The following is a 24,851-nucleotide window of genomic DNA, read 5'->3' on the forward strand; positions in this document are numbered from 1 at the left end:
ACGCAGCGTGCTTGAGCAGGTTGATTGAATCCCGGACAATGCGCGCTCTTTTTTTTCGGTTGGGCGTGTTAACGATGTCGACAGACAGGGTCTCTGTCCACGGCGGCTGGGCAAGCCGCTGGGTCTTTATACTCGCTGCAACTGGTTCGGCCGTGGGCCTGGGGAGCATCTGGAAATTCCCCTACATGGTCGGCGTCTATGGTGGTGGTGCTTTTGTCCTGGTGTTTCTGGCGTGTATTGCGCTGATCGGGTTGCCGGTGATGCTGGCGGAAACCCTGATCGGTCGCCGCGCGCGGCAAAGCCCGGCGAATGCCCTGAAGGTGCTGGCCCTGGAGGCCGGGCATTCGGCCAGGTGGTCCTGGGGCGCCTTTGCCGGAATGATCACGGCGCTGCTGATTCTCTCCTTCTATAGCGTGGTGGGTGGTTGGTCCCTGGACTACATCATCGACATGGGGCACGGCGATTTTCAGGGTGTCACGGCGGATCAGGTCGGCGCCTATTTTTCCGCGGTGACGGCCGACCCCTGGCGCCTGACCCTGTGGCACACGCTGTTCATGCTGTTGTCGGCGCTGGTGATTGCCAAGGGTGTGGTGGCCGGGCTTGAGCGCAGCCTGCGGGTCATGATGCCGCTGCTGTTCGTGATGCTGCTGGTGCTGCTGGGCTACAGCATGACCACCGGGCACTTCATGCGGGGCCTGCACTTCATGTTCGACTTCAGCCTGGAGCGTTTGCTCGACGGGCTGTTGCCAGCCATGGGGCACGCGTTCTTTTCCCTCAGCGTGGGAGTGGGCTCGATCATGATCTACGGCGCCTACATGCCCAAGCATTCGTCCCTGGCCGGCACCGTGGTCGGGGTGGCGCTGCTGGATACCTTCGTTTCGCTGGTGGCTGGGATGGCCCTGTTCCCCATTGTATTTGCCGCCGGGCTGAACCCTAGCGAAGGGCCGGGGCTGATGTTCATCAGCCTGCCGTTTGCCTTCGGGAATGTGGCGTTCGGCCAGCTTATGGGCGTAGTGTTCTTTATCCTGGTGGCGATCGCTGCCTGGAGTTCGGCCATTTCCTTGTTGGAGCCGATGGTGGCTTATCTCGTCGAGAGGACTAAAATCCGCCGCGGCTGGGTGACATTCTGGCTGGCGTTCAGTTGCTGGTTCGTGGGATTGGGAACGGTGTTCTCTTTCAACATCTGGCAACAGGCCAAATTTTTCGTGAACGAAGGCGGCGTTTTTCATCTCTACCAATGGGGCGCGGCCGGCGGTCTGGACTTCTTTGGTGTGATCGACTTTTTCACCTCGCGGATCATGTTGCCTCTTGGCGGTTTGTGCTTCGTGGTATTTGCAGGTTGGGTGATGGGCCGTGAGGCAGTTCGTGATGAGCTGTCGTTACGTAGCCCGCTGTTGTTCGCTCTGGCCTTGTTTTTGATGCGCTATGTGGCGCCCGTCGGCATTCTTGTGGTGTTTGCCGCCCAGTTGTGGAAATGAAGCTCACATGACGACCCATATTCAACGTTCGGCCCTTCTGCCCTATCCGGCGCAGTTCCTTTACGACCTGGTCAATGACGTGGCCCGGTACCCGGAGTTTCTGCCCTGGTGCTCGTCGGCCGAGGTGCTGGAAAGCAGCGAAGAGCGGATGCGCGCGAGCCTGGCGGTGGCCAAGGGCGGCATGAGCCAGCGCTTCGTGACCTGCAACAATCTGGTGCCGGGGCAGTCGATCGAGATGAATCTGGAGGAGGGGCCATTCAATCAGTTGCATGGCGTGTGGGTGTTCAAGCCGCTGGGCGAGAAGGCCTGCAAGATCAGCCTTGATCTGTCTTTCGATTATGCGGGGCCTTTGGTTCGAGCGACCTTGGGGCCGCTGTTCAACCAGGCGGCGAATACCCTGGTGGACGCTTTCTGCCAGCGGGCCAAGCAGTTGCATGGCTGAGCCGATGATTTCGATTGAGGTGGCCTACGCGGCTGTCGATCACCAGGCGTTGATCAGTGTGCAGGTGCCTCAGGGGTCGACGCTGCGTGCAGCCTTGCAGGCTTCAGCCATTGGGCAGCAGTTTCCCGAACTGGATCTGGCGGCTTGTCCGGTGGGGATCTTCGGCAAGCAGGTCAGTGACCCTGAACAGCATGTGATTCAGGCGGGGGATCGGATCGAGGTCTATCGCCCATTGCTGGCCGATCCGAAAGAGGTTCGGCGTCTGCGGGCGGCGAAAGCGGCCGAGGCACGCAAGCGCGAATCGTGATTGAGGGTGACAGGCAATAAAAAGCCCGGGCATGCCCGGGCTTTTTTATTTCGCCACAAATTATTCCGGCGAAGTATCCAGTGGTTCAGGCGTAGGAACTGGCACGGTTTTCACGCCATCCACGTCCTTCTGGATCTGGTCGAGCAGCGAGCCAGGCTTGGCTGGTTTCTCGGCTTTTGGTTTCTCGACGTTCTCGGCAGGCGCTGTCACGGTGTTGGCGCTGTCCTTGCCCAGCAGGGCTTCGTCGCGGCTTACACCTGGCATGAAGTCACCGGCCAAGCTGACCAACTGGTCGTTGCCGTTGAAGATCAGGCTCACGCGTTCCTGTTGGCGTTCACCACCACCAGGCTGCAGGCTGTAGAGATAATCCCAGCGATCGGCATGGAACGTGTCGGTCAACAGAGGGTTGCCCATGATAAACCGTACTTGCCGTCGGGTCATTCCGGGGCGCAACTGGTCTATCATGTCCTGCGTGACGACATTGCCCTGCTGGATGTCGATTTTGTAAACCCCGGGGAATGAACAACCGGCGAGTGCGAGCAGTCCCACGAAGGTGAAACTGGTTAGCAAGAGCTTGGTGTTTTGCATCGGTGGGCGACTTCCACTATCTTGGCTGGGACAACGTAAACCCCGATCATACCCGCATTAAGAGAAGCTGCGAAGCAGCATCGGCGAGAAAGCTGACCATGGTTGAAAATAGCGAACTACGTAAAGCCGGCCTCAAAGTGACTCTGCCACGAGTCAAAATTCTACAAATGCTCGATTCCACCGAGCAGCGGCACATGAGCGCTGAGGATGTCTACAAGGCGCTGATGGAAGCTGGTGAGGATGTGGGTCTGGCCACGGTTTACCGTGTACTGACTCAATTCGAAGCAGCCGGACTGGTGGTACGCCATAATTTTGATGGCGGTCACGCTGTATTCGAGCTGGCGGATGGCGGTCACCACGACCATATGGTCAACGTGGAGTCTGGTGAAGTGATCGAATTCTTCGACGAAGAAATCGAAAAGCTTCAGAAGGCGATTGTCGAAAAGCACGGTTTCGAGTTGGTGGATCACAATCTTGTGCTGTACGTGCGCAAGAAGAAGTAAGCCCCTCACGCGGCGTTTATCGTCGTGAAACGATCGAAGGCGACCCTAGGGTCGCCTTCGTGTTTTGTGCCTATATAAAAGAAGCGCTGAAGGTTCAGGCCTTGGCGGTCACCACCATTTTCTTGGCGTGGGCCAGAGACTCCTTGGTCAGGTCGATGCCGCCGAGCATCCGCGCCACCTCCTCGACCCTCTCATTCTTGCCCAGCTTGGATACGGCGGTATGTGTGGCATCGCTGCCGCGCACCTTGTGCACGAACAGATGCTGATGCCCCTGGGCGGCGACTTGCGGCAGGTGTGTCACGGTCAATACCTGGCCGCGTTCGCCGAGGCGGCGCAGCAGCTGGCCGACGATCTCGGCTGTCGGGCCGCCAATCCCCACGTCGACTTCGTCGAATACCAATGTGGGAACCCGCGAGGTCTGCGCGGTGATGACCTGGATCGCCAGGCTGATACGTGACAGCTCACCGCCGGACGCGACTTTCGCCAGGGCCTTGAGGGGTTGCCCAGGGTTGGCACTGACCAGCAGTTCCACCTGCTCCAGGCCGTTGGGCAGCAGTTCATCGCTGCTGTTGGCGCGCAGCTCGATGGTGAAGCGCCCTCCGGGCATGCCCAGGCGCTGGATCTCCTGCTCCACTGCGCTGGCCAGGCTGGTCGCGGCCTGCTGGCGCAACTGGCTCAGTTCCTGGGCTTTTTCCTGATAATGACGAGCGAAGGATTGCAGCTCTTCGCCCAGCCGTTCGATGGATTCGTCATTGGCGTCCAGAGTCTCTATTTCATCCAGCAGGGTTTGCTGCATGGCGGCGAGTTCGAAGGGCTGGATGCGATGCTTGCGCGCCAGGGTATAGATGGCGTCGAGGCGTTCTTCGAGTTGTTGCAGGCGTGCCGGATCAGCGTCGAAGTGGTCAAGGAAACGATTCAACTCGCCCACGGCTTCTTCGACCTGGATCTGCGCGCTGGCCAGCAGGTTGGTGGCCTCGCCCAGGGAACCCGAGGAGTTGCCGATGCTCGACAGGCGGTTGAGGCTGACAGTCAGGGCGTTCAGGACATTGCCTGAATCACTTTCGCTGCATTGCTCCACCACCTGGCGGCAGATGCCCAGCAGGGTTTCGGCATTGGTCAGGTTCTTGTGCTCCTGCTCCAGCTGCTCGAGTTCATTTTCCCCGAGCCCCAGGTTTTCCAGTTCTTCGAGCTGGTAGCTGAGCAGTTGATGGCGAGCGCGCTGCTCGTCGCCGGAGTTGGACAGGCGCTCCAGCTCCAGGCGGGTCTGGCGCCAGCGCTGCGCAGCCAGTTGCACCTGGCGCGCCAGGTCGGTTGCGCCGGCGTACTCATCCAGCAGGCGCCTATGGGTATCGGTCTTGAGCAGCGACTGGTGTTCATGCTGGCTGTGGATATCGATCAGCAGTTCGCCCAGGGCTTTCAAGTCTCCGAGCGGGCAGGGCGTACCGTTGATATAGCCGCGGGAACGTCCTTCTGCCGTGATGACCCGACGCAGGATGCACGGGCCGTCGGTGTCCAGGTCACGCTCGGCCAGCCAGGCGTGGGCCTCGGGGATATCCGCCAGATCGAAGGTGGCGAGGATATCGGCCTTGTCGGCTCCGGGGCGTACCACGCCGCTGTCGGCACGATCACCCAGGGTCAGGCCGAGCGCGTCGAGCATGATCGACTTGCCGGCACCGGTCTCGCCGGTAATGACGCTCATCCCGCGATCGAGTTCCAGATCCAGGTGTTCGACGATGGCGTAATTGTGTACGGACAGGTGCACCAGCATTAAGGCCGCTCCCAAACTAGATGTCTGGTTATTTATACAGTGTTTTGTTTCGGGCTGACAATGCTTTCCCTTAGCTCGATTTGCTTGGTCGTTCTGGCTTTTTAGTGCGCTCGGTAATGTCCACATACAGGATTTATCGGGTCGGAACGACTTTTGCTGTGGCTGCGGACTTGAACCTTGAAAATGCGACCCCATATAGCTGGGCAGAAGAGTGAGCCCGGCTCACAGACGATATTGAAAGGAGAATTTCATGGCTGACGAACAGACGCTGGATACGCAAAATCTAGACGCCAATCAGGCTCCCGAGGCATCGGGTGATGACCTGGCGGCTCGTGTACAAGTGCTCGAAGAGCAACTGGCTGGCGCGCAGGATCAGGCTTTGCGTGTTGCTGCCGATCTGCAGAACGTCCGCCGCCGCGCCGAGCAGGACGTGGAGAAAGCTCACAAATTCGCGCTGGAGAAGTTTGCCGGCGACCTGCTGCCGGTGATCGACAGCCTGGAGCGTGGCCTGGAGCTGTCCAACCCGGACGACGAAAGCATCCGCCCGATGCGTGAAGGCATCGAGCTGACCTTGAAGATGTTCCACGACACCCTCAAGCGTTATCAGCTGGAAGCCATCGATCCACACGGCGAACCCTTCAACGCTGAACAGCATCAGGCCATGGCCATGCAGGAAAGCGCGGATGTCGAGCCGAACAGTGTTCTGAAAGTGTTCCAGAAGGGCTACCAGCTCAACGGTCGCCTGCTGCGCCCGGCCATGGTCGTGGTCAGCAAGGCCCCTGCACCGGTTTCGCCTTCGATTGACGAAAAGGCTTGAAAACGGCTGTAGAGCCCCCATTTATCAGTCAAGCGTTTAAGTGCTACCGCAGTTTGCCACCACAGCTGCGGCATCCAAATCCAAAGTTTCGGGAGAGTTAACATGGGCAAGATTATCGGTATTGACTTGGGGACCACCAACTCGTGCGTCTCCATTCTTGAAAACGGCAACGTAAAAGTTATCGAAAACGCTGAAGGCGCGCGTACCACGCCGTCCATCATCGCGTACGCCAACGATGGCGAAATCCTGGTAGGTCAGTCGGCCAAGCGTCAGGCTGTCACCAACCCGCACAACACCCTGTACGCAGTAAAGCGTCTGATCGGTCGTCGCTTCGACGAAGAAGTTGTGCAGAAAGACATCCAGATGGTCCCTTACAAGATCGTCAAGGCTGACAACAACGACGCCTGGGTTGAAGTGAACGGCCAGAAAATGGCTCCGCCACAGATCTCGGCTGAAATCCTCAAGAAAATGAAGAAGACCGCCGAAGACTACCTCGGCGAAGCCGTGACCGAAGCGGTCATCACTGTTCCGGCCTACTTCAACGACAGCCAGCGCCAGGCGACCAAAGACGCCGGCCGCATCGCAGGCCTGGACGTCAAACGTATCATCAACGAACCAACCGCAGCCGCTCTGGCCTACGGTATGGACAAGGCCAAGGGCGATCACACCGTGATCGTTTACGACCTGGGTGGTGGTACTTTCGACGTTTCGGTGATCGAAATCGCTGAAGTCGATGGTGAGCACCAGTTCGAAGTGCTGGCCACCAACGGTGACACCTTCCTCGGTGGTGAAGACTTCGACATCCGCTTGATCGACTACCTGGTTGATGAGTTCAAGAAAGAAAGCGGCATGAACCTCAAGGGTGACCCGCTGGCCATGCAGCGCCTGAAAGAAGCTGCCGAGAAAGCCAAGATCGAGCTGTCCTCGAGCCAGCAGACCGACGTCAACCTGCCGTACATCACTGCGGATGCCACCGGTCCTAAGCACCTGAACGTGAAGATCTCCCGCGCCAAGCTGGAGTCGCTGGTTGAAGACCTGGTTCAGCGCACCATCGAGCCTTGCCGTATCGCGCTCAAAGACGCCGGTATCGACGTGGGTTCGATCAACGACGTGATCCTGGTCGGCGGCCAGACCCGTATGCCGCTGGTACAGAAGACCGTAACCGACTTCTTCGGTAAGGAAGCGCGCAAGGACGTCAACCCGGACGAAGCTGTTGCCATGGGTGCTGCCATCCAGGGTGCGGTACTGGCCGGCGACGTGAAAGACGTACTGCTGCTGGACGTCAGCCCGCTGACCCTGGGTATCGAAACCATGGGTGGCGTGATGACCGCGCTGATCGAGAAAAACACCACGATTCCTACCAAGAAATCCCAAGTGTTCTCGACTGCCGACGACAACCAGGGCGCAGTGACCATTCACGTACTGCAGGGCGAGCGCAAGCAAGCCGCGCAGAACAAGTCCCTGGGCAAGTTCGACCTGGCCGACATTCCACCAGCTCCACGTGGCGTGCCGCAGATCGAAGTGACCTTCGACATCGACGCCAACGGCATCCTGCACGTAGGTGCGAAGGACAAGGCTACCGGCAAGACTCAGTCGATCGTGATCAAGGCCAACTCGGGTCTGTCGGATGAAGAGATCCAGCAGATGATCCGTGACGCTGAAGCCAACTCGGAAGAGGATCGCAAGTTCGAAGAGCTGGCCACCGCCCGTAACCAGGGTGATGCGCTGGTGCATTCGACTCGCAAGATGGTGGCTGACGCCGGTGACAAAGTGACCGCGGAAGAGAAAACCGCAATCGAAGCTGCCGTGGTTGCCCTGGAAGCTGCCGTCAAGGGCGACGACAAGGCCGCCATTGACGCCAAGGTTGAAGAGCTGTCGAAAGTCTCGGCCCCGGTTGCCCAGAAGATGTACGCCGAACAGGCCCAGCCTGCAGAAGGCGCGGCACCGCACGCCGAGTCCGCTGAAAAAGCCGACGATGTCGTCGATGCCGAGTTCGAAGAAGTAAAAGACCACAAGTAATGGCTTGTTGGTCGGCCGGTTGACTGCCTTTGGGCGGTGACTGGTAGGATGTCGCCGCGCGGGAGCTTGCTCCCGCGTTGGCGTGTCTGGAGTCAGCGAAATTTTGACGGCGTACAAGCTCCGTTTGTGCGCTGGCGGTCGGGTCGGAGAAGCTCCTGCTTTCCGGCTGTGATGACCGCAATGGTCGGCCCGCAACCGGGTTGGCTTTCCAAGACCAGGATCGTTGAATTGACGTGAGTTGGGTCCGGGCCTGTATTGGGGCTCAGCGAGTTTGGCAGAGCTCAGGAGGGTTTGCCGGACGTCCTTAAGAGTGCAAAGACTTATGGCAAAGCGTGACTATTACGAAGTGTTGGGTGTGGAGCGTGGCTCCAGCGATGCGGAGCTGAAAAAGGCTTACCGTCGCTTGGCGATGAAGCATCACCCGGATCGTAATCCCGGCGACAAAGCGTCGGAAGACATGTTCAAGGAGGCCAACGAGGCCTACGAAGTACTGTCCGATTCCAGCAAGCGTGCCGCGTATGACCAGTACGGCCACGCTGGTGTCGACCCGAGCATGGGTGGCGGGGGTGCCGGCTTCGGCGGGCAGAACTTCTCCGATATCTTCGGTGACGTGTTCAGTGATTTCTTCGGTGGCGGTCGCGGCGGTTCCCGTGGCGGTGCGCAGCGCGGCAGCGACCTGCGTTACACCCTGGAGTTGAACCTGGAAGAAGCGGTGCGTGGCACCACGGTGAATATCCGTGTGCCGACACTGGTCAACTGCAAGCCATGCGATGGTTCGGGCGCCAAGAAAGGGTCTTCCCCTGTCACTTGTCCGACCTGTGGCGGTATTGGTCAGGTGCGCATGCAGCAGGGCTTCTTCTCGGTGCAGCAGACCTGCCCGCGCTGCCATGGCCAGGGCAAGATCATTTCCGATCCGTGCGATTCCTGCCACGGCGAAGGTCGGGTCGAAGAGTACAAGACGCTGTCGGTGAAAGTGCCGGCAGGTGTCGATACCGGCGACCGTATTCGCCTGTCCGGCGAAGGCGAGGCGGGGACCCAGGGTGGCCCGACTGGCGACCTGTATGTGGTGATCAATGTGCGTGAGCACGCGATCTTCCAGCGCGACGGCAAGCACCTGTTCTGTGAGGTGCCCATCAGCTTCGTAGATGCGGCGTTGGGTGGCGAGCTGGAGATTCCGACCCTGGATGGTCGGGTCAAGCTGAAGATTCCCGAAGGAACTCAGACCGGCAAGCAGTTCCGGATTCGTGGCAAGGGCGTTGCTCCCGTGCGTGGCGGCGGTGCCGGCGACCTGATGTGCCGGGTTGCGGTGGAGACGCCAGTGAACCTGAGTCGTCGTCAGCGCGAGCTGCTGGAAGAGTTGCGTGGTTCGCTGGACGACGACAATTCTCACTCGCCGAAAACCACCGGCTGGTTCGAGGGCGTCAAGCGCTTCTTCGGCGACCTGTAAGGAGTAACGCATGCGACGTATAGCAGTGATGGGCGCCGCGGGGCGCATGGGCAAGACCCTGGTCGAGGCCGTGCAACTGCGTTCGCCGCTCTCCGGGCTGACCGCGGCGATCGTGCGTCCGGGCAGTTCTCTGGTGGGGGCGGATGCGGGCGAGCTGGCATCCCTGGGGCGTCTTGGCGTGCCGATGTCCGACAGTCTGGAGAAGGTGGTTGATGAGTTCGATGTGCTGATCGACTTCACCTTGCCGGAAGTGATGCTCAAGAACCTGGCGTTCTGCCGCAAGGCAGGCAAGGCCATGGTGATCGGTACCACCGGCCTGGGTGCCAGGGAAAAGCAATTGCTGGCCGAGGCGGGCAAGGAGATTCCGATCGTCTTCGCTGCCAACTTCAGTGTTGGGGTCAACCTGTCGCTGAAGCTGCTGGATATGGCGGCTCGGGTGCTGGGTGATGATGCGGATATCGAGATCATCGAGGCGCATCACCGACACAAGATCGATGCGCCATCGGGCACCGCCCTGCGCATGGGTGAGGTGATCGCCAGCGCCCTGGGGCGCGATCTGCAGCAGGTCGCGGTTTATGGTCGTGAAGGCCATACCGGCGCCCGTGAGCGTGAAACCATCGGCTTCGCCACGGTTCGTGGTGGCGATGTGGTGGGGGATCACACCGTGCTGTTTGCCACAGAGGGCGAGCGCCTGGAGATTACCCACAAGGCCTCCAGTCGCATGACCTTCGCCAAGGGAGCGGTGCGTGCCGCGCTGTGGCTGGACGGGCGCGAGGCTGGTCTTTACGACATGCAGGATGTGCTGGATCTGCGTTGAGATGCATCTGATGCAGGGTTGAAGCGCAATGCTTGGACCCTGCTTCAAACCGCCAAGCGATGACCTGTCGCATTCCTCTGCCTTTAAGGCTCATTAGCGGTGGACCAAAAAAGCCTTTTTCTGTAAGCTACAGCTTTAGTGTGTCCACTAAAAGCGCGCAGATAATTCGACGAAGAAGCGGGGTGACGTGTCTATACGTCATTCCGCTTTTTTGCAACCTGCGATCGCCCTTTCAGGCTCTATTTACGGGAGGTCTTCTTGACTAAGCCAGCCATACTCGCCCTTGCTGATGGCAGCATTTTTCGCGGCGAAGCCATTGGAGCCGACGGTCAAACCGTTGGTGAGGTGGTGTTCAACACCGCAATGACCGGCTATCAGGAAATCCTTACCGATCCTTCCTACGCCCAACAGATCGTTACCCTGACTTACCCTCACATCGGCAACACCGGCACCACGCCGGAGGATGCCGAGTCCGACCGTGTGTGGTCGGCCGGCCTGGTCATCCGTGACCTGCCGCTGGTAGCCAGCAACTGGCGTAACACTCTGCCCCTGTCCGATTACCTGAAAGCCAACAACGTGGTGGCGATCGCCGGTATCGACACCCGTCGCCTGACCCGCATCCTGCGTGAGAAAGGTGCACAGAACGGCTGCATCATGGCCGGTGACAACATTTCCGAAGAAGCGGCGATCGCTGCAGCGCGCGGCTTCCCTGGCCTCAAAGGCATGGACCTGGCGAAAGTCGTCAGCACCAAGGAAAGCTACGAGTGGCGTTCGACTGTCTGGGATCTGAAGACCGACAGCCACGCCACCATCGAGGCTTCCGAGCTGCCGTATCACGTGGTTGCCTACGACTACGGGGTCAAGCTGAATATCCTGCGCATGCTGGTGGAGCGCGGTTGCCGCGTCACCGTGGTGCCTGCCCAGACCCCGGCAAGCGATGTACTGGCTCTCAAGCCTGACGGTGTGTTCCTGTCCAACGGCCCAGGTGACCCCGAGCCTTGCGACTACGCCATCAAGGCGATCAAGGAAATCCTCGAAACCGAGATTCCGGTGTTCGGCATCTGCCTGGGTCACCAACTGCTGGCCCTGGCCTCTGGTGCCAAGACCCTGAAAATGGGCCACGGCCACCACGGCGCCAACCACCCGGTGCAGGACCTGGACAGCGGCGTGGTCATGATCACCAGCCAGAACCACGGTTTTGCGGTGGATGAAGCCACGCTGCCGGGCAACGTCCGGGCGATCCACAAGTCGCTGTTCGACGGCACCCTGCAGGGTATCGAGCGCACCGACAAGAGCGCGTTCAGCTTCCAGGGCCACCCGGAAGCCAGCCCGGGCCCGAACGATGTGGCGCCGCTGTTCGACCGCTTCATCAACGAGATGGCCAAGCGACGCTAAACGCTCGCCTTGAAAGTGTAGCGAGCAGCGCTTGAGGGCGGCCCCGGCAAATCCGGCGGAACCCCTCAGGCGCCTCAGAGAATGTTCAAGACGGCTTGCCGACTGACCTGCGGATTTGAGTGACAACCCATGCCAAAACGTACAGACATTAAAAGCATCCTGATTCTTGGCGCTGGCCCGATCGTGATCGGCCAGGCCTGCGAATTCGACTACTCCGGCGCCCAGGCTTGCAAGGCCCTGCGCGAAGAGGGCTACCGGGTCATCCTGGTGAACTCCAACCCGGCCACCATCATGACCGACCCGGCCATGGCCGACGCCACCTACATCGAGCCGATCAAGTGGCAGACCGTTGCCAAGATCATCGAGAAAGAGCGTCCGGACGCGCTGCTGCCGACCATGGGCGGCCAGACTGCGCTGAACTGCGCCCTGGACCTGGAACGTGAAGGCGTCCTGGAGAAGTTCGGCGTAGAGATGATCGGCGCCAACGCCGACACCATCGACAAGGCTGAAGACCGTTCGCGCTTCGACGCTGCCATGAAGTCAATCGGCCTGGCGTGCCCGCGCTCCGGTATTGCCCACAGCATGGAAGAGGCCAATGCGGTCCTCGACAAGCTGGGCTTCCCTTGCATCATCCGTCCATCCTTCACCATGGGTGGCACCGGTGGTGGCATCGCCTACAACCGTGAAGAGTTCGAAGAGATCTGCGCCCGCGGTCTGGACCTGTCGCCGACCAAGGAACTGCTGATCGACGAATCCCTGATCGGCTGGAAAGAGTACGAGATGGAGGTGGTCCGCGATAAGAAGGACAACTGCATCATCGTCTGCTCCATCGAGAACTTCGACCCGATGGGCGTGCACACCGGTGACTCCATCACCGTGGCTCCGGCGCAGACCCTGACCGACAAGGAATACCAGATCCTGCGTAACGCCTCCCTGGCGGTGCTGCGCGAGATCGGTGTGGAAACTGGCGGTTCCAACGTGCAGTTCGGTATCTGCCCGAACACAGGCCGCATGGTCGTGATCGAGATGAACCCGCGGGTGTCCCGTTCCTCGGCGCTGGCTTCGAAAGCCACCGGTTTCCCGATCGCCAAGGTCGCGGCCAAGCTGGCTGTCGGCTACACCCTGGACGAGCTGTCCAACGATATTACCGGCGGCAAGACCCCGGCGTCCTTCGAGCCGTCCATCGACTACGTCGTGACCAAGCTGCCACGCTTCGCCTTCGAGAAGTTCTCCAAGGCCGACGCGCGCCTGACCACCCAGATGAAGTCGGTGGGTGAGGTCATGGCCATCGGTCGGACCTTCCAGGAATCCCTGCAGAAAGCCCTGCGCGGTCTGGAAGTGGGCGTTTGCGGCCTGGATCCCAAGCTCGACCTGAGCAATCCGGAAAGCATGAACGTGCTCAAGCGCGAGTTGACCGTGCCCGGCGCCGAGCGTATCTGGTACGTGGCTGATGCCTTCCGTGCCGGCATGACCGTTGAGCAGATCTTCGGCATGAACATGATCGATCCTTGGTTCCTGGTGCAGATCGAAGACCTGATCAAGGAAGAAGAGAAGGTCAAGACCCTGGGCCTGTCGGCCATCGACCGCGACCTGATGTTCCGCCTCAAGCGCAAAGGCTTCTCCGACCAGCGTCTGGCCAAGTTGCTGGGCGTGACCGAGAAGAACCTGCGCACACATCGTCAGAAGCTGGAAGTGTTCCCGGTCTACAAGCGCGTCGACACCTGCGCCGCCGAGTTCGCCACCGACACTGCGTACCTGTACTCGACTTATGAAGAAGAGTGCGAAGCCGCACCTTCGACCCGCGACAAGATCATGATCCTGGGTGGCGGTCCAAACCGTATCGGCCAGGGCATCGAGTTCGACTACTGCTGCGTACACGCCGCCCTGGCGCTGCGCGACGATGGTTACGAAACCATCATGGTCAACTGCAACCCGGAAACCGTTTCCACCGACTACGACACTTCGGATCGCCTGTACTTCGAGCCAGTGACCCTGGAAGACGTGCTGGAAATCGTCCGTGTCGAGAAGCCAAAAGGCGTGATCGTGCAGTACGGCGGCCAGACTCCGCTGAAACTGGCTCGTGCCCTGGAAGCCGCCGGCGTGCCGATCATCGGCACCAGCCCAGACGCTATCGACCGCGCCGAAGACCGTGAGCGCTTCCAGCAGATGGTCGAACGCCTGAACCTGCGTCAGCCACCAAACGCTACCGTGCGCAGCGAAGACGAAGCGATTCGTGCCGCCGCCAAGATCGGTTACCCGCTGGTGGTGCGTCCGTCCTACGTGCTGGGCGGCCGGGCGATGGAAATCGTCTACGAGGAAGATGAACTCAAGCGCTACTTGCGCGAAGCGGTGCAAGTGTCCAACGACAGCCCGGTGCTGCTGGATCACTTCCTCAACTGCGCCATTGAAATGGACGTGGATGCGGTCTGCGACGGCACCGACGTAGTGATCGGCGCCATCATGCAGCACATCGAGCAGGCTGGCGTTCACTCCGGTGACTCTGCGTGCTCGCTGCCGCCGTACTCGCTGCCGGCGCACATCCAGGACGAGATGCGCGAACAGGTCAAGAAAATGGCCCTGGAACTGGGTGTGGTTGGCCTGATGAACGTGCAGCTGGCCCTGCAGGGCGATCAGATCTACGTCATCGAAGTGAACCCGCGTGCTTCCCGGACCGTGCCGTTCGTTTCCAAGTGCATCGGTGTCTCCCTGGCGATGATCGCTGCTCGTGTGATGGCCGGTAAGACCCTGAAAGAGCTGGGCTTCACCAAGGAAATCATTCCGAATTTCTACAGCGTCAAGGAAGCGGTATTCCCGTTTGCCAAGTTCCCGGGCGTCGACCCGATCCTCGGCCCAGAGATGAAGTCCACCGGCGAGGTGATGGGCGTGGGCGACACCTTCGGCGAAGCCTTTGCCAAGGCCCAGATGGGTGCCAGCGAAGTGCTGCCGACCGGCGGTACTGCGTTCATCAGCGTGCGCGACGATGACAAGCCTCTGGTTGCAGGCGTGGCCCGTGATCTGATCAACTTGGGCTTCGAAGTGGTCGCTACTGCGGGCACCGCCAAGCTGATCGAGGCGGCCGGTCTGAAGGTGCGTCGTGTGAACAAGGTGACTGAAGGTCGTCCGCATGTGGTCGATATGATCAAGAACGACGAAGTCACTCTGATCATCAACACCACTGAAGGCCGTCAGTCGATTGCTGACTCTTATTCCATTCGTCGTAACGCCTTGCAGCACAAGATCTACTGCACCACCACCATTGCTGCTGGCGAAGCTATCTGTGAAGCGTTGAAGTTCGGTCCGGAAAAGACCGTGCGTCGCTTGCAGGATCTACACGCAGGATTGAAGGCATGAATAAATACCCAATGACCGTCCAGGGCGCGCGTGCCCTGGAAGAAGAGCATGCTCACCTGACCAAGGTCGTGCGTCCGAAGCTCAGCCAGGACATCGGTACGGCCCGCGAGTTGGGTGACCTGAAGGAAAACGCCGAATACCATGCCGCTCGCGAACAGCAGGGCATGGTAGAGGCGCGGATCCGCGATATTGAAGGCCGCCTGCAGAACTCGGTGGTCATCGATGTCACGACCATTCCCCATACCGGCAAGGTGATCTTTGGCACCACGGTAGAAATCGCCAACGTCGAAACTGACGAAAGCGTCACCTACCAGATCGTGGGTGAGGACGAGGCTGACATCAAACTCGGTAAAATTTCCGTCGGCTCGCCGATCGCTCGCGCCTTGATTGCCAAGGAAGAGGGTGATGTGGTGGCGGTCAAAACGCCTGGTGGCGTTATCGAGTACGAGATTGTCGAAGTCCGTCACATCTGAAAGAAGGCGCCCTCTGCACGCGGGCGCCATGCTTTGGCAGCTGGCCCAGATGTTGTGGGTCGGCGGCTTGTGGTTGTTGCATCTCGGCTTGCTGCCCGCCCTGGGGCAGATTGGCCTTGCCCCCTTGCTGATCGAAGAAATCTCGTCGCTGCTCAGTGCGTTGCTGGTAGGTTTTTCGGCGGCGTGCCTGGTCCTGCAGATACTGGTATTGATCCAGTCCGAAGGGCTGAGGAGCTTGTGGCGGGATATTCGGGGGCAACTGCTATTGATGGCGATGTATGCGTGTGCGATGTATTTCGTCGTACGCATCTTGTTGCCGGAAGCTCAGCGCTGGCAGTTGTTCAGCTATCTGGTCCTGGGTTTTTCCGGGCTGGTACTGGTGTTGCAGCCAGTGCCGGGATGGGGTGGCAGGGTGCGCCAGGCACACCCTTGACCCGAGTCGACGTCAGTGGAAACGATGGACGTTCGACAATTGCTTGTTTACCTTGGCGTTCTTGCGGTAGATCAGCGCCATCTTGCCGATGACCTGCACCAGATCCGCTTTGCCGGCCTTGCACAATTGGGCAATGGCTTCCAGGCGCGACTCGCGCTCGAGGATGTTGAGCTTGATCTTGATCAGCTCGTGATCGCTCAAGGCGCGTTCAAGTTCGGCTAATACACCTTCGGTCAAACCGTTGTCAGCCACAGTCAATACTGGTTTCAGATGGTGGCCAATGGATTTGTACTGTTTCTTCTGCTCTTGAGTGAGCGGCATAATCTGACCCCTGCGTCTGATCTTGTAAAAAGCGGCGGCCAGTTTACCCGAGCGAGTCCGGGACCGCCCAGTTAATCACGACCCGTTTTATTTTGAGGTGGCCCGTGGCCCGTTCCAAAACTAGCCATAACTGGCTGAAAGAGCACTTCAACGACCCATTCGTCAAAATGGCGCAAAAAGATGGGTACCGTTCCCGTGCCAGCTACAAACTGCTGGAGATCCAGGAAAAGGACCGCCTTATCCGTCCTGGCATGAGTGTGATCGACCTGGGGGCCGCCCCGGGTGGCTGGTCGCAGGTGACCAGTCGTCTGATTGGTGGTCAGGGGCGCCTGATTGCCTCGGACATCCTGGAAATGGACAGCATTCCCGATGTGACCTTTATTCAAGGGGACTTCACTGAGGATGCAGTACTGGCGCAGATCCTCGAGGCGGTCGGAAATTCTGAAGTTGACCTTGTGATTTCCGATATGGCCCCCAATATGAGTGGGTTAGCAGCCGTGGATATGCCGCGAGCGATGTTCCTGTGTGAGTTGGCGCTGGATCTTGCTGGTCGGGTCTTGCGTCCAGGTGGTGATTTTCTGATCAAGATCTTCCAGGGTGAAGGCTTCGATGAGTACCACAAGAGCGTGCGGCAGATGTTCGAGAAAGTGCAGATGCGCAAACCGTCATCATCTCGTGACCGTTCTCGGGAGCAATACTTGCTGGGTCGCGGCTTCCGTGGTCGTAGTGAGTAAGTAAGAGTTTTGACTGGGGTGATAGGATTTTCGTATTTCGCCCCGTCAGATTAAGCGCATATTGTGTAGTCTAAGTTTCACATAGGGTTACAGACAGCGCCTGCCAGAGCTGTAGGTAATGTAGTAAGTTAGGCCGGTGAATATCATGCGAAGCGCGCGCCAGTAGCGGAGCTTGCTTCAGAGGGTAGTTAATTGAACGACATGGCAAAGAATCTGATCCTGTGGTTGATCATCGCCGCCGTCTTGGTGACGGTGATGAACAACTTCTCCAGCCCTAACGAGCCGCAGACCCTCAACTATTCCGACTTCATCCAGCAAGTTAAGGATGGCAAGGTCGAGCGCGTAGCGGTTGATGGCTACGTGATTACCGGCAAGCGCAACGATGGCGACAGCTTCAAGACCATTCGTCCTGCCATTCAGGACAATGGCCTGATCGGCGACCTGGTGGACAACCACGTGGTGGTCGAAGGCAAGCAGCCTGAACAGCAAAGCATCTGGACTCAACTGCTGGTGGCCAGCTTCCCGATCCTGGTGATCATCGCGGTGTTCATGTTCTTCATGCGCCAGATGCAGGGTGGTGCCGGAGGCAAGGGCGGGCCGATGAGTTTCGGCAAGAGCAAGGCGCGCTTGCTGTCTGAAGATCAGGTGAAAACTACCTTGGCTGACGTTGCCGGTTGCGACGAGGCCAAGGAAGAAGTAGGTGAGTTGGTTGAATTCCTCCGTGACCCAGGCAAGTTCCAGCGTCTGGGCGGTCGTATTCCTCGCGGCGTGTTGATGGTGGGCCCACCAGGTACCGGTAAGACGTTGCTGGCCAAAGCCATCGCTGGTGAAGCCAAGGTGCCTTTCTTCACCATTTCCGGTTCCGACTTCGTCGAGATGTTCGTCGGGGTGGGTGCCAGCCGCGTCCGTGACATGTTCGAGCAAGCCAAGAAGCATGCTCCTTGCATCATCTTCATCGACGAGATCGACGCCGTCGGTCGTCACCGTGGCGCCGGCATGGGCGGCGGTCATGATGAGCGTGAGCAGACCCTCAACCAGTTGCTGGTTGAGATGGATGGCTTCGAAATGAACGACGGCATTATCGTGATCGCCGCGACCAACCGTCCTGACGTACTGGACCCGGCCTTGCTGCGTCCGGGCCGTTTCGACCGTCAGGTCGTGGTTGGCCTGCCGGACATTCGCGGTCGCGAACAGATTCTCAAGGTGCACATGCGTAAAGTGCCAATGGGCGACGACGTTGCACCTGCGGTAATCGCCCGCGGTACCCCGGGTTTCTCCGGTGCCGACCTGGCGAACCTGGTCAACGAGGCCTCGCTGTTTGCGGCGCGTACCGGCAAGCGCATCGTTGAAATGAAGGAATTCGAACTGGCCAAGGACAAGATCATGATGGGCGCGGAGCGCAAATCCATGGTCATGTCCGAAAAAGAGAAGCAGAACACGGCTTATCACGAAGCTGGCCACGCCATTGTTGGTCGTGTCGTGCCCGAGCATGACCCGGTCTACAAGGTGTCGATCATTCCTCGCGGCCGGGCCTTGGGTGTCACCATGTTCCTGCCGGAAGAAGATCGCTACAGCCTCTCCAAGCGTGCCCTGATCAGCCAGATCTGCTCGCTCTACGGCGGTCGTATCGCTGAAGAAATGACCCTTGGCTTCGACGGCGTGACCACCGGCGCCTCCAACGACATCATGCGTGCCAGCCAGATCGCGCGGAACATGGTGACCAAATGGGGTCTTTCCGAGAAGCTTGGTCCGCTGATGTATGCCGAAGAAGAGGGTGAGGTGTTCCTGGGGCGCAGCGCGGGTAGCCAGCATGCGAGCCTGTCTGCGGAAACGGCGAAACTGATCGACTCCGAGGTGCGTAGCATCATCGATCAGTGCTACGGCACCGCCAAGCAGATCCTGACGGACAACCGCGACAAGCTGGACGCCATGGCAGACGCCCTGATGAAGTACGAAACCATCGACGCTGATCAGATCGACGACATCATGGCAGGGCGTACTCCACGCGAACCTCGTGATTGGGAGGGAGGCTCGGGTACTCCTCCTCCAGTAGTGCAGAATGAGCGTCCGGAAACACCCATTGGCGGCCCAGCAGCCGACCACTAAGGTTTTAAATGACTTCTGTTCCTTCCTCCACCCGGTTGCCTTGCGGCAACCGGGTTCTTGATTTGGCCCGTGCGCATGTCATGGGCATCTTGAATGTAACTCCCGACTCCTTCTCTGATGGTGGCCGCTTCAGCCAGCTTGATCTGGCTTTGCGGCATGCCGAGGCCATGGTTGCGGCCGGTGCTACGCTGATTGATGTCGGTGGCGAATCCACTCGCCCGGGTGCCCGTGCGGTATCGCCGCTGGAGGAGTTGGAGCGAGTCGCGCCTGTGGTCGAGCGCATCCACCGTGAGTTGGATGTGATCATTTCTGTTGATACCTCGACGCCGGCGGTGATGCGTGAAACCGCTCGCCTCGGCGCAGGGCTGATCAATGACGTTCGTTCATTGCGCCGGGAGGGGGCCCTGGATGCGGCGGCGGCCACTGGCTTGCCGGTGTGTCTGATGCACATGCTGGGTGAGCCCGGTGATATGCAGGACAACCCGCATTATCAGGACGTGACCCGAGAGGTTGCCGAGTTCCTGGTTGAGCGCATGGCCCAGTGTGCGTCAGTGGGCATCGGTCCAGAGCGGATTGTGCTCGATCCGGGCTTTGGCTTTGCCAAGACCCTGCAACACAACCTGAGCCTGTTCAAGCATATGGATGCCTTGCATGCCCTTGGGCGCCCGTTGTTGGTTGGGGTGTCGCGCAAGAGCATGATTGGCCAGGCCTTGAATCGCCCCGTAGGTGAGCGATTGCACGGCAGTCTGGCACTAGCGGCCCTGGCAGTGTCCAAGGGCGCGAAAATTATCCGTGTCCATGATGTCGCCGAGACCGTGGATGTGGTGCGAATGATTGCGGCAGTGGAATCCGCCGAATAAGAATGATGGAGTACTTATGACTAAAAAATACTTTGGCACCGACGGCATCCGCGGCCGTGTAGGCGAATTCCCTATCACTCCTGATTTCATGCTCAAGCTCGGCTGGGCCGCTGGCATGGCTTTTCGCAGCATGGGCGCCTGCCGCGTGCTGGTGGGCAAGGACACGCGTATCTCCGGGTACATGTTCGAGTCTGCACTGGAGGCCGGGTTGTCTGCAGCTGGTGCCGATGTGATGCTCCTGGGGCCGATGCCGACTCCGGCCATTGCTTACCTGACGCGTACCTTCCATGCGGAGGCGGGCATCGTTATCAGTGCCTCGCACAATCCCCATGATGACAACGGCATCAAGTTCTTCTCGGGCGAAGGCACCAAGCTGCCTGACGAGGTCGAGCTGATGATCGAGGAGTTGCTGGATGCGCCGATGACCGTGGTCGAGTCGAGCAAGCTCGGCAAGGTGTCGCGGATCAACGACGCTTCAGGGCGTTATATCGAATTCTGCAAAAGCAGCGTGCCTTCCAGCACCAGCTTCGCTGGTTTGAAAGTTGTTCTCGACTGCGCTCATGGTGCGACCTACAAGGTGGCACCAAGCGTGTTCCGCGAGTTGGGCGCGCAGGTCACTGTGCTGTCCGCGCAGCCCAATGGTTTGAACATCAACGAGAACTGCGGCTCGACCCACATGGGCCAATTGCAGGCGGCTGTCCTGGCCGAGCATGCGGACCTGGGTATTGCCTTTGATGGCGACGGTGACCGGGTGCTGATGGTCGATCAGACTGGCGCGATCGTGGATGGTGACGAGTTGCTGTTCATCATCGCTCGCGACCTGTATGAGCGTGACAAGCTGCAAGGCGGCGTGGTCGGAACGCTCATGAGCAACCTGGGGCTGGAGCTGGCCCTGGCGGACTTGGGCATCCCCTTTGTCCGGGCCAACGTCGGTGACCGCTATGTGATCGCCGAGCTGCTGGAGCGCAATTGGCTGGTAGGTGGCGAAAACTCCGGGCACATCGTGTGCTTCCGTCATGCTACTACCGGGGATGCGATCATTGCCGCACTGCAGGTGCTGATGGCGCTCAAGGCTCGTGGTGAAAGCCTGGCCCAGTCCCGTCAGGGGCTGCGCAAGTGTCCTCAGGTGCTGGTCAATGTGCGCTTTGGCGGCGGTGAGAACCCGGTCGAGCATCCTGCGGTGAAAGAGGCTTGCGAGCGTGTCACGGCCGCTATGGCTGGGCGTGGTCGGGTTCTGTTGCGCAAGTCGGGTACTGAGCCTCTGGTGCGCGTGATGGTTGAAGGCGACGACGAAGCTCAGGTTCGCGCTTACGCCGAAGAGCTGGCGAAACTGGTTGCTGAAGTTTCTGCCTGATTTCGGCTTGCCAGTGTTGTTTTGGTTGGGTAACATCTGCGCCCACTTTGACCGACGAGGTACAGCATGCGTCGCCCTATGGTAGCTGGTAACTGGAAGATGCACGGTACCCGCGCCAGCGTCGCTGAGCTGATCAACGGCCTTCGTCATCTGGCCTTGCCAAGCGGTGTTGATGTCGCGGTATTCCCGCCTTGCTTGCATATCAATCAAGTGATTGATGGCTTGAAGGGTAAGTCGATTCAGGTCGGCGCGCAGAACTCTGCGGTGGAATCCATGCAAGGTGCATTGACGGGCGAGATCGCCCCGAGTCAGTTGGTGGATGCAGGTTGTTCCCTGGTGCTGGTTGGGCACTCCGAGCGCCGCCTGATCATGGGTGAGCGTGACGCGACTCTCAATCGCAAGTTCGCAGCGGCGCAGGCCTGTGGCTTGAAGCCGGTTCTGTGTGTAGGGGAGACCCTCGAGCAGCGCGAAGCCGGGAAGACTCTAGAGGTTGTCGGGCGTCAGCTGGGCAGCATCATCGAAGAGTTGGGTGTTGGTGCGTTCGCCAATGCAGTTATCGCTTACGAGCCGGTCTGGGCCATTGGTACCGGGCTGACTGCGACACCGCAACAGGCGCAGGATGTGCACGCAGCTATCCGCGCGCAGTTGGCGGCAGAAAATTCTGAAGTGGCACGAGGTGTGCGGCTTCTATACGGCGGCAGCGTGAAGGCGGCCAATGCGGTCGAACTGTTCGGCATGCCGGATATCGATGGGGGGCTCATTGGTGGAGCTTCCCTGAATGCAGATGAGTTCGGTGCGATCTGTCGCGCCGCGGGAAACTGAAAAAATGCTGGAAACAGTCGTAGTCGTTTTTCATCTGCTGGGTGCCCTGGGCGTAGTTGCTCTGGTTTTGCTGCAGCAGGGTAAAGGTGCGGATGCTGGCGCGTCTTTCGGTGCAGGTGCTTCAAATACTGTGTTCGGAAGCCAAGGTTCCTCTACCTTTCTTAGTAAGTTTACTGCTATACTTGCCGCCGGTTTCTTCATAACCAGCTTGGGGTTAGGTTACTTTGCTAAAGAGAAAGCTCACCAGCTGACTCAAGTAGGTTTGCCAGATCCAGCAGTGCTTGAAGTACCAAAGCAAAAACCGGCTTCTGATGATGTCCCGGTGCTCCAAGAGCAAAAGTCGGCCAACAGCGCGACTGACGTACCTCCAGCTCCAGAGCAGAAGTAAGAAGAGTTTCACGCAGTAACGTAGTCTATGCCGAGGTGGTGGAATTGGTAGACACGCAACCTTGAGGTGGTTGTGCCCATAGGGTGTAGGGGTTCGAGTCCCCTTCTCGGTACCAATTATCAGGAGAGCCCGCTGTTGCGGGCTTTCTTGTAGGTGGAAGGTTACATTGACCCAAAAAGGGATCAGTCGTATACTTCCGCCCCAGCTTTGTCGCGGGGTGGAGCAGTCTGGTAGCTCGTCGGGCTCATAACCCGAAGGTCGTCGGTTCAAATCCGGCCCCCGCAACCAGTTTTAGCGGAGCCCCTTTTCAGGGGCTTTTTGTTAGCTGGACACTTTACAACGCCGCTATTCAACGGCGTTTCCGGGATGGGCGCTTCGCCCATTTTTTATTTGCACAAGCATGCACGAGGGGGTTCAGGTGTCGAGCAAGCTAGAACAGTTGCAGGCCTTGTTGGCCCCGGTGGTCGTGGCCCTTGGCTATGAATGCTGGGGTATTGAGTTTTCGGCTCAGGGTCGCCACTCATTGTTGCGCGTTTATATCGATAAAGAAGGCGGCGTGCTGGTGGACGATTGCGCCATCGTCAGCCGTCAGATCAGTGGTGTTCTCGACGTAGAAGATCCGATTTCCGTTGAATACACCCTTGAAGTTTCCTCTCCTGGCATGGAACGCCCACTGTTCACTCTTGAACAGTTTGCCAAGTATGTCGGTGAGCAAGTGAAGATCAAACTGCGCTCGCCCTTCGAAGGTCGGCGTAATTTTCAGGGCCTTCTCCGCGGGGTGGAGGAACAGGATGTCGTGGTGCAAGTGGATGACCATGAGTTCCTGTTGCCGATCGATATGATCGACAAGGCCAACATAATTCCCAGTTTTGACTGAGACGCGGATCCCGCGGATCCAATGGCTTGCGAAAGGCGAGGCGTACGATGAGCAAAGAAGTACTGCTGGTTGTTGAGTCGGTATCCAATGAAAAGGGTGTACCGGCAAGCGTAATTTTTGAAGCGCTGGAGCTGGCCCTGGCCACTGCTACCAAGAAGCGTTTTGAGGACGAAGTAGACCTGCGTGTGGAAATCAATCGCCACACCGGTTCCTACGAAACTTTCCGTCGCTGGACGGTGGTCGAAGAGGCCGACCTGGATGATCCAGCGGTCGAGACCTGGTTGAGCAAGGCTCGCGAAACCCATCCCGACGCCAAAGTCGGTGATGTGATCGAAGAAAAGATCGAATCCATCGAGTTCGGCCGCATCGCTGCCCAGACCGCCAAGCAGGTCATCGTGCAGAAGGTTCGCGAAGCCGAGCGCGCACAGGTAGTTGATGCCTATCGCGAGCGCCTGGGGGAAATCATCTCCGGCACCGTGAAAAAAGTGACACGTGACAACGTGATCGTCGACCTGGGTAACAACGCCGAGGCGTTGCTGGCCCGTGAAGACATCATCTCCCGTGAGACTTTCCGGGTTGGCGTGCGTCTGCGCGCGCTGCTCAAGGAAATCCGCACCGAGAACCGCGGCCCGCAGCTGATCCTGTCGCGTACCGCGCCGGAAATGCTGATCGAGCTGTTCCGTATCGAGGTGCCGGAAATTGCCGAAGGCCTGATCGAAGTAATGGCCGCCTCCCGTGATCCGGGTTCGCGGGCCAAGATCGCAGTTCGCTCCAAGGACAAGCGCATCGACCCGCAGGGCGCGTGCATTGGTATGCGCGGTTCGCGCGTCCAGGCCGTTTCCGGTGAGTTGGGTGGCGAGCGTGTGGATATCGTCCTGTGGGATGAGAACCCGGCGCAGTTCGTGATCAACGCCATGTCGCCGGCCGAAGTCGCGGCAATTATCGTCGACGAAGATGCCCATGCCATGGACATCGCCGTTGGCGCAGACAATCTGGCTCAAGCCATCGGTCGTGGTGGTCAGAACGTGCGTCTGGCCAGCCAACTGACTGGCTGGACCCTGAACGTGATGACCGAATCGGACATCCAGGCCAAGCAGCAAGCAGAAACCGGCGACATCCTGCGCAATTTCATCGACGAGCTGGAAGTCGATGAAGAACTGGCACAGGTTCTGGTTGATGAAGGCTTCACCAGCCTGGAAGAGATTGCCTACGTACCGCTGGAAGAAATGCTCAACATCGACGGCTTTGACGAAGATATCGTCAACGAGCTTCGCGCTCGGGCCAAGGATCGCTTGTTGACTAAAGCCATCGCTACTGAGGAAAAGCTGGCAGACGCCCATCCGGCCGAAGACCTGCTCTCGCTTGAGGGTATGGACAAGGATTTGGCGATGGAACTGGCGGTGCGCGGCGTAATTACCCGCGAAGACCTGGCCGAGCAGTCTATTGACGACCTGCTCGACATCGACGGCATTGACGATGATCGTGCCGGCAAGTTGATCATGGCCGCCCGAGCCCACTGGTTCGAGTAATTAGGCGCGGCCTGAGGAGAGA

23 protein-coding genes and 2 tRNA genes are annotated in these 24,851 nt (G+C 59.1%); 22 read left to right on the top strand and 3 right to left on the bottom strand.

Annotated features, from left to right (window positions below; genetic code table 11):
* Window positions 1–74: 74 nt before the first annotated feature.
* From AC1RL5_RS06045 to AC1RL5_RS06055, 3 genes are read left to right on the top strand one after another with little or no spacing between them, the layout of a single operon-like run.
* Window positions 75–1,478: a sodium-dependent transporter gene (locus tag AC1RL5_RS06045; protein ID WP_145712844.1), complete on the top strand. Its 1,404-nt coding sequence runs from the start codon at window positions 75–77 to the stop codon at window positions 1,476–1,478.
* A gap of 7 nt (window positions 1,479–1,485) precedes the next feature.
* The gene (locus AC1RL5_RS06050; RefSeq protein WP_011059182.1) at window positions 1,486–1,920 is read left to right on the top strand and encodes a type II toxin-antitoxin system RatA family toxin; all 435 of its coding nucleotides are present in this window, start codon (window positions 1,486–1,488) and stop codon (window positions 1,918–1,920) included.
* The gene (locus AC1RL5_RS06055) at window positions 1,913–2,227 is read left to right on the top strand and encodes an RnfH family protein (protein WP_123577436.1); all 315 of its coding nucleotides are present in this window, start codon (window positions 1,913–1,915) and stop codon (window positions 2,225–2,227) included. Before AC1RL5_RS06050 ends, AC1RL5_RS06055 begins: the two co-directional genes overlap by 8 nt.
* Window positions 2,228–2,287: 60 nt before the next feature.
* Here the strand turns inward: AC1RL5_RS06055 and AC1RL5_RS06060 are convergent, their stop codons facing one another.
* The gene (locus tag AC1RL5_RS06060; RefSeq protein WP_011059184.1) at window positions 2,288–2,815 is read right to left on the bottom strand and encodes an outer membrane protein assembly factor BamE; all 528 of its coding nucleotides are present in this window, start codon (window positions 2,813–2,815) and stop codon (window positions 2,288–2,290) included.
* Between the two features lie 98 nt (window positions 2,816–2,913).
* On the opposite strand from AC1RL5_RS06060, the gene fur reads away from it, so the two are divergent.
* Window positions 2,914–3,318, top strand: coding sequence for a ferric iron uptake transcriptional regulator (fur, locus tag AC1RL5_RS06065; RefSeq protein ID WP_011059185.1), 405 nt, complete (start codon window positions 2,914–2,916; stop codon window positions 3,316–3,318).
* Between the two features lie 94 nt (window positions 3,319–3,412).
* On the opposite strand, the gene recN is transcribed toward fur, so the two are convergent.
* Complete coding sequence (gene recN / locus AC1RL5_RS06070; RefSeq protein WP_011059186.1) at window positions 3,413–5,086, bottom strand: DNA repair protein RecN; 1,674 nt, start codon at window positions 5,084–5,086, stop codon at window positions 3,413–3,415.
* Between the two features lie 250 nt (window positions 5,087–5,336).
* On the opposite strand from recN, the gene grpE reads away from it, so the two are divergent.
* From grpE to AC1RL5_RS06110, 8 genes are all read left to right on the top strand, one after another.
* Window positions 5,337–5,903: a nucleotide exchange factor GrpE gene (gene grpE, locus AC1RL5_RS06075; protein ID WP_011059187.1), complete on the top strand. Its 567-nt coding sequence runs from the start codon at window positions 5,337–5,339 to the stop codon at window positions 5,901–5,903.
* Window positions 5,904–6,005: 102 nt separating this feature from the next.
* On the top strand, window positions 6,006–7,922 hold the full coding sequence (gene dnaK / locus AC1RL5_RS06080) for a molecular chaperone DnaK (RefSeq protein WP_011059188.1): 1,917 nt from the start codon (window positions 6,006–6,008) through the stop codon (window positions 7,920–7,922).
* Window positions 7,923–8,244: 322 nt separating this feature from the next.
* Window positions 8,245–9,369: a molecular chaperone DnaJ gene (gene dnaJ / locus AC1RL5_RS06085; protein WP_015634112.1), complete on the top strand. Its 1,125-nt coding sequence runs from the start codon at window positions 8,245–8,247 to the stop codon at window positions 9,367–9,369.
* A 10-nt stretch (window positions 9,370–9,379) separates the two neighbouring features.
* Window positions 9,380–10,186 carry a 4-hydroxy-tetrahydrodipicolinate reductase gene (gene dapB / locus AC1RL5_RS06090; protein ID WP_011059190.1) on the top strand — a complete coding sequence of 269 codons (807 nt, stop codon included), beginning with the start codon at window positions 9,380–9,382 and terminating at the stop codon, window positions 10,184–10,186.
* A 258-nt stretch (window positions 10,187–10,444) separates the two neighbouring features.
* Window positions 10,445–11,581, top strand: a complete 1,137-nt coding sequence (gene carA, locus AC1RL5_RS06095) for a glutamine-hydrolyzing carbamoyl-phosphate synthase small subunit (protein WP_093404844.1) — start codon at window positions 10,445–10,447, stop codon at window positions 11,579–11,581.
* Between the two features lie 129 nt (window positions 11,582–11,710).
* On the top strand, window positions 11,711–14,932 hold the full coding sequence (gene carB, locus AC1RL5_RS06100; RefSeq protein WP_011059192.1) for a carbamoyl-phosphate synthase large subunit: 3,222 nt from the start codon (window positions 11,711–11,713) through the stop codon (window positions 14,930–14,932).
* A complete protein-coding gene (greA, locus tag AC1RL5_RS06105; RefSeq protein ID WP_011059193.1) occupies window positions 14,929–15,405 on the top strand; it encodes a transcription elongation factor GreA in 477 nt (158 codons plus the stop codon). Before carB ends, greA begins: the two co-directional genes overlap by 4 nt.
* A gap of 28 nt (window positions 15,406–15,433) precedes the next feature.
* Entirely contained in the window at window positions 15,434–15,838 is a 405-nt protein-coding gene (locus AC1RL5_RS06110; RefSeq protein WP_011059194.1) for a hypothetical protein, read from the top strand.
* A 12-nt stretch (window positions 15,839–15,850) separates the two neighbouring features.
* Here AC1RL5_RS06110 and AC1RL5_RS06115 read toward each other — a convergent pair whose 3' ends face one another.
* Window positions 15,851–16,159, bottom strand: a complete 309-nt coding sequence (locus AC1RL5_RS06115) for a YhbY family RNA-binding protein (RefSeq protein ID WP_015634115.1) — start codon at window positions 16,157–16,159, stop codon at window positions 15,851–15,853.
* Window positions 16,160–16,263: 104 nt separating this feature from the next.
* On the opposite strand from AC1RL5_RS06115, the gene rlmE reads away from it, so the two are divergent.
* From rlmE to nusA, 10 genes are all read left to right on the top strand, one after another.
* Window positions 16,264–16,893: a 23S rRNA (uridine(2552)-2'-O)-methyltransferase RlmE gene (gene rlmE / locus AC1RL5_RS06120; protein ID WP_011059196.1), complete on the top strand. Its 630-nt coding sequence runs from the start codon at window positions 16,264–16,266 to the stop codon at window positions 16,891–16,893.
* Window positions 16,894–17,094: 201 nt separating this feature from the next.
* Window positions 17,095–18,999 carry an ATP-dependent zinc metalloprotease FtsH gene (ftsH, locus tag AC1RL5_RS06125; RefSeq protein WP_011059197.1) on the top strand — a complete coding sequence of 635 codons (1,905 nt, stop codon included), beginning with the start codon at window positions 17,095–17,097 and terminating at the stop codon, window positions 18,997–18,999.
* Between the two features lie 8 nt (window positions 19,000–19,007).
* Window positions 19,008–19,859, top strand: a complete 852-nt coding sequence (gene folP, locus AC1RL5_RS06130; protein WP_492589156.1) for a dihydropteroate synthase — start codon at window positions 19,008–19,010, stop codon at window positions 19,857–19,859.
* A gap of 16 nt (window positions 19,860–19,875) precedes the next feature.
* The gene (glmM, locus tag AC1RL5_RS06135) at window positions 19,876–21,213 is read left to right on the top strand and encodes a phosphoglucosamine mutase (RefSeq protein ID WP_492589157.1); all 1,338 of its coding nucleotides are present in this window, start codon (window positions 19,876–19,878) and stop codon (window positions 21,211–21,213) included.
* Between the two features lie 66 nt (window positions 21,214–21,279).
* Window positions 21,280–22,035, top strand: a complete 756-nt coding sequence (gene tpiA, locus AC1RL5_RS06140; protein ID WP_015634119.1) for a triose-phosphate isomerase — start codon at window positions 21,280–21,282, stop codon at window positions 22,033–22,035.
* Window positions 22,036–22,039: 4 nt separating this feature from the next.
* Window positions 22,040–22,423 (top strand): preprotein translocase subunit SecG, encoded by a 384-nt coding sequence (secG, locus tag AC1RL5_RS06145; protein ID WP_015634120.1) that lies wholly within the window; start codon window positions 22,040–22,042, stop codon window positions 22,421–22,423.
* Window positions 22,424–22,452: 29 nt separating this feature from the next.
* Window positions 22,453–22,538: transfer RNA gene (locus tag AC1RL5_RS06150), tRNA-Leu, on the top strand.
* Between the two features lie 96 nt (window positions 22,539–22,634).
* Window positions 22,635–22,711 (top strand) — tRNA-Met (locus AC1RL5_RS06155).
* Window positions 22,712–22,841: 130 nt separating this feature from the next.
* On the top strand, window positions 22,842–23,300 hold the full coding sequence (gene rimP, locus AC1RL5_RS06160) for a ribosome maturation factor RimP (protein ID WP_041120545.1): 459 nt from the start codon (window positions 22,842–22,844) through the stop codon (window positions 23,298–23,300).
* Between the two features lie 47 nt (window positions 23,301–23,347).
* Window positions 23,348–24,829, top strand: coding sequence for a transcription termination factor NusA (gene nusA, locus AC1RL5_RS06165; protein WP_011059201.1), 1,482 nt, complete (start codon window positions 23,348–23,350; stop codon window positions 24,827–24,829).
* Window positions 24,830–24,851: the final 22 nt, after the last annotated feature.

Source organism: Pseudomonas sp. GW822-FHT06D10, from assembly GCF_058799535.1.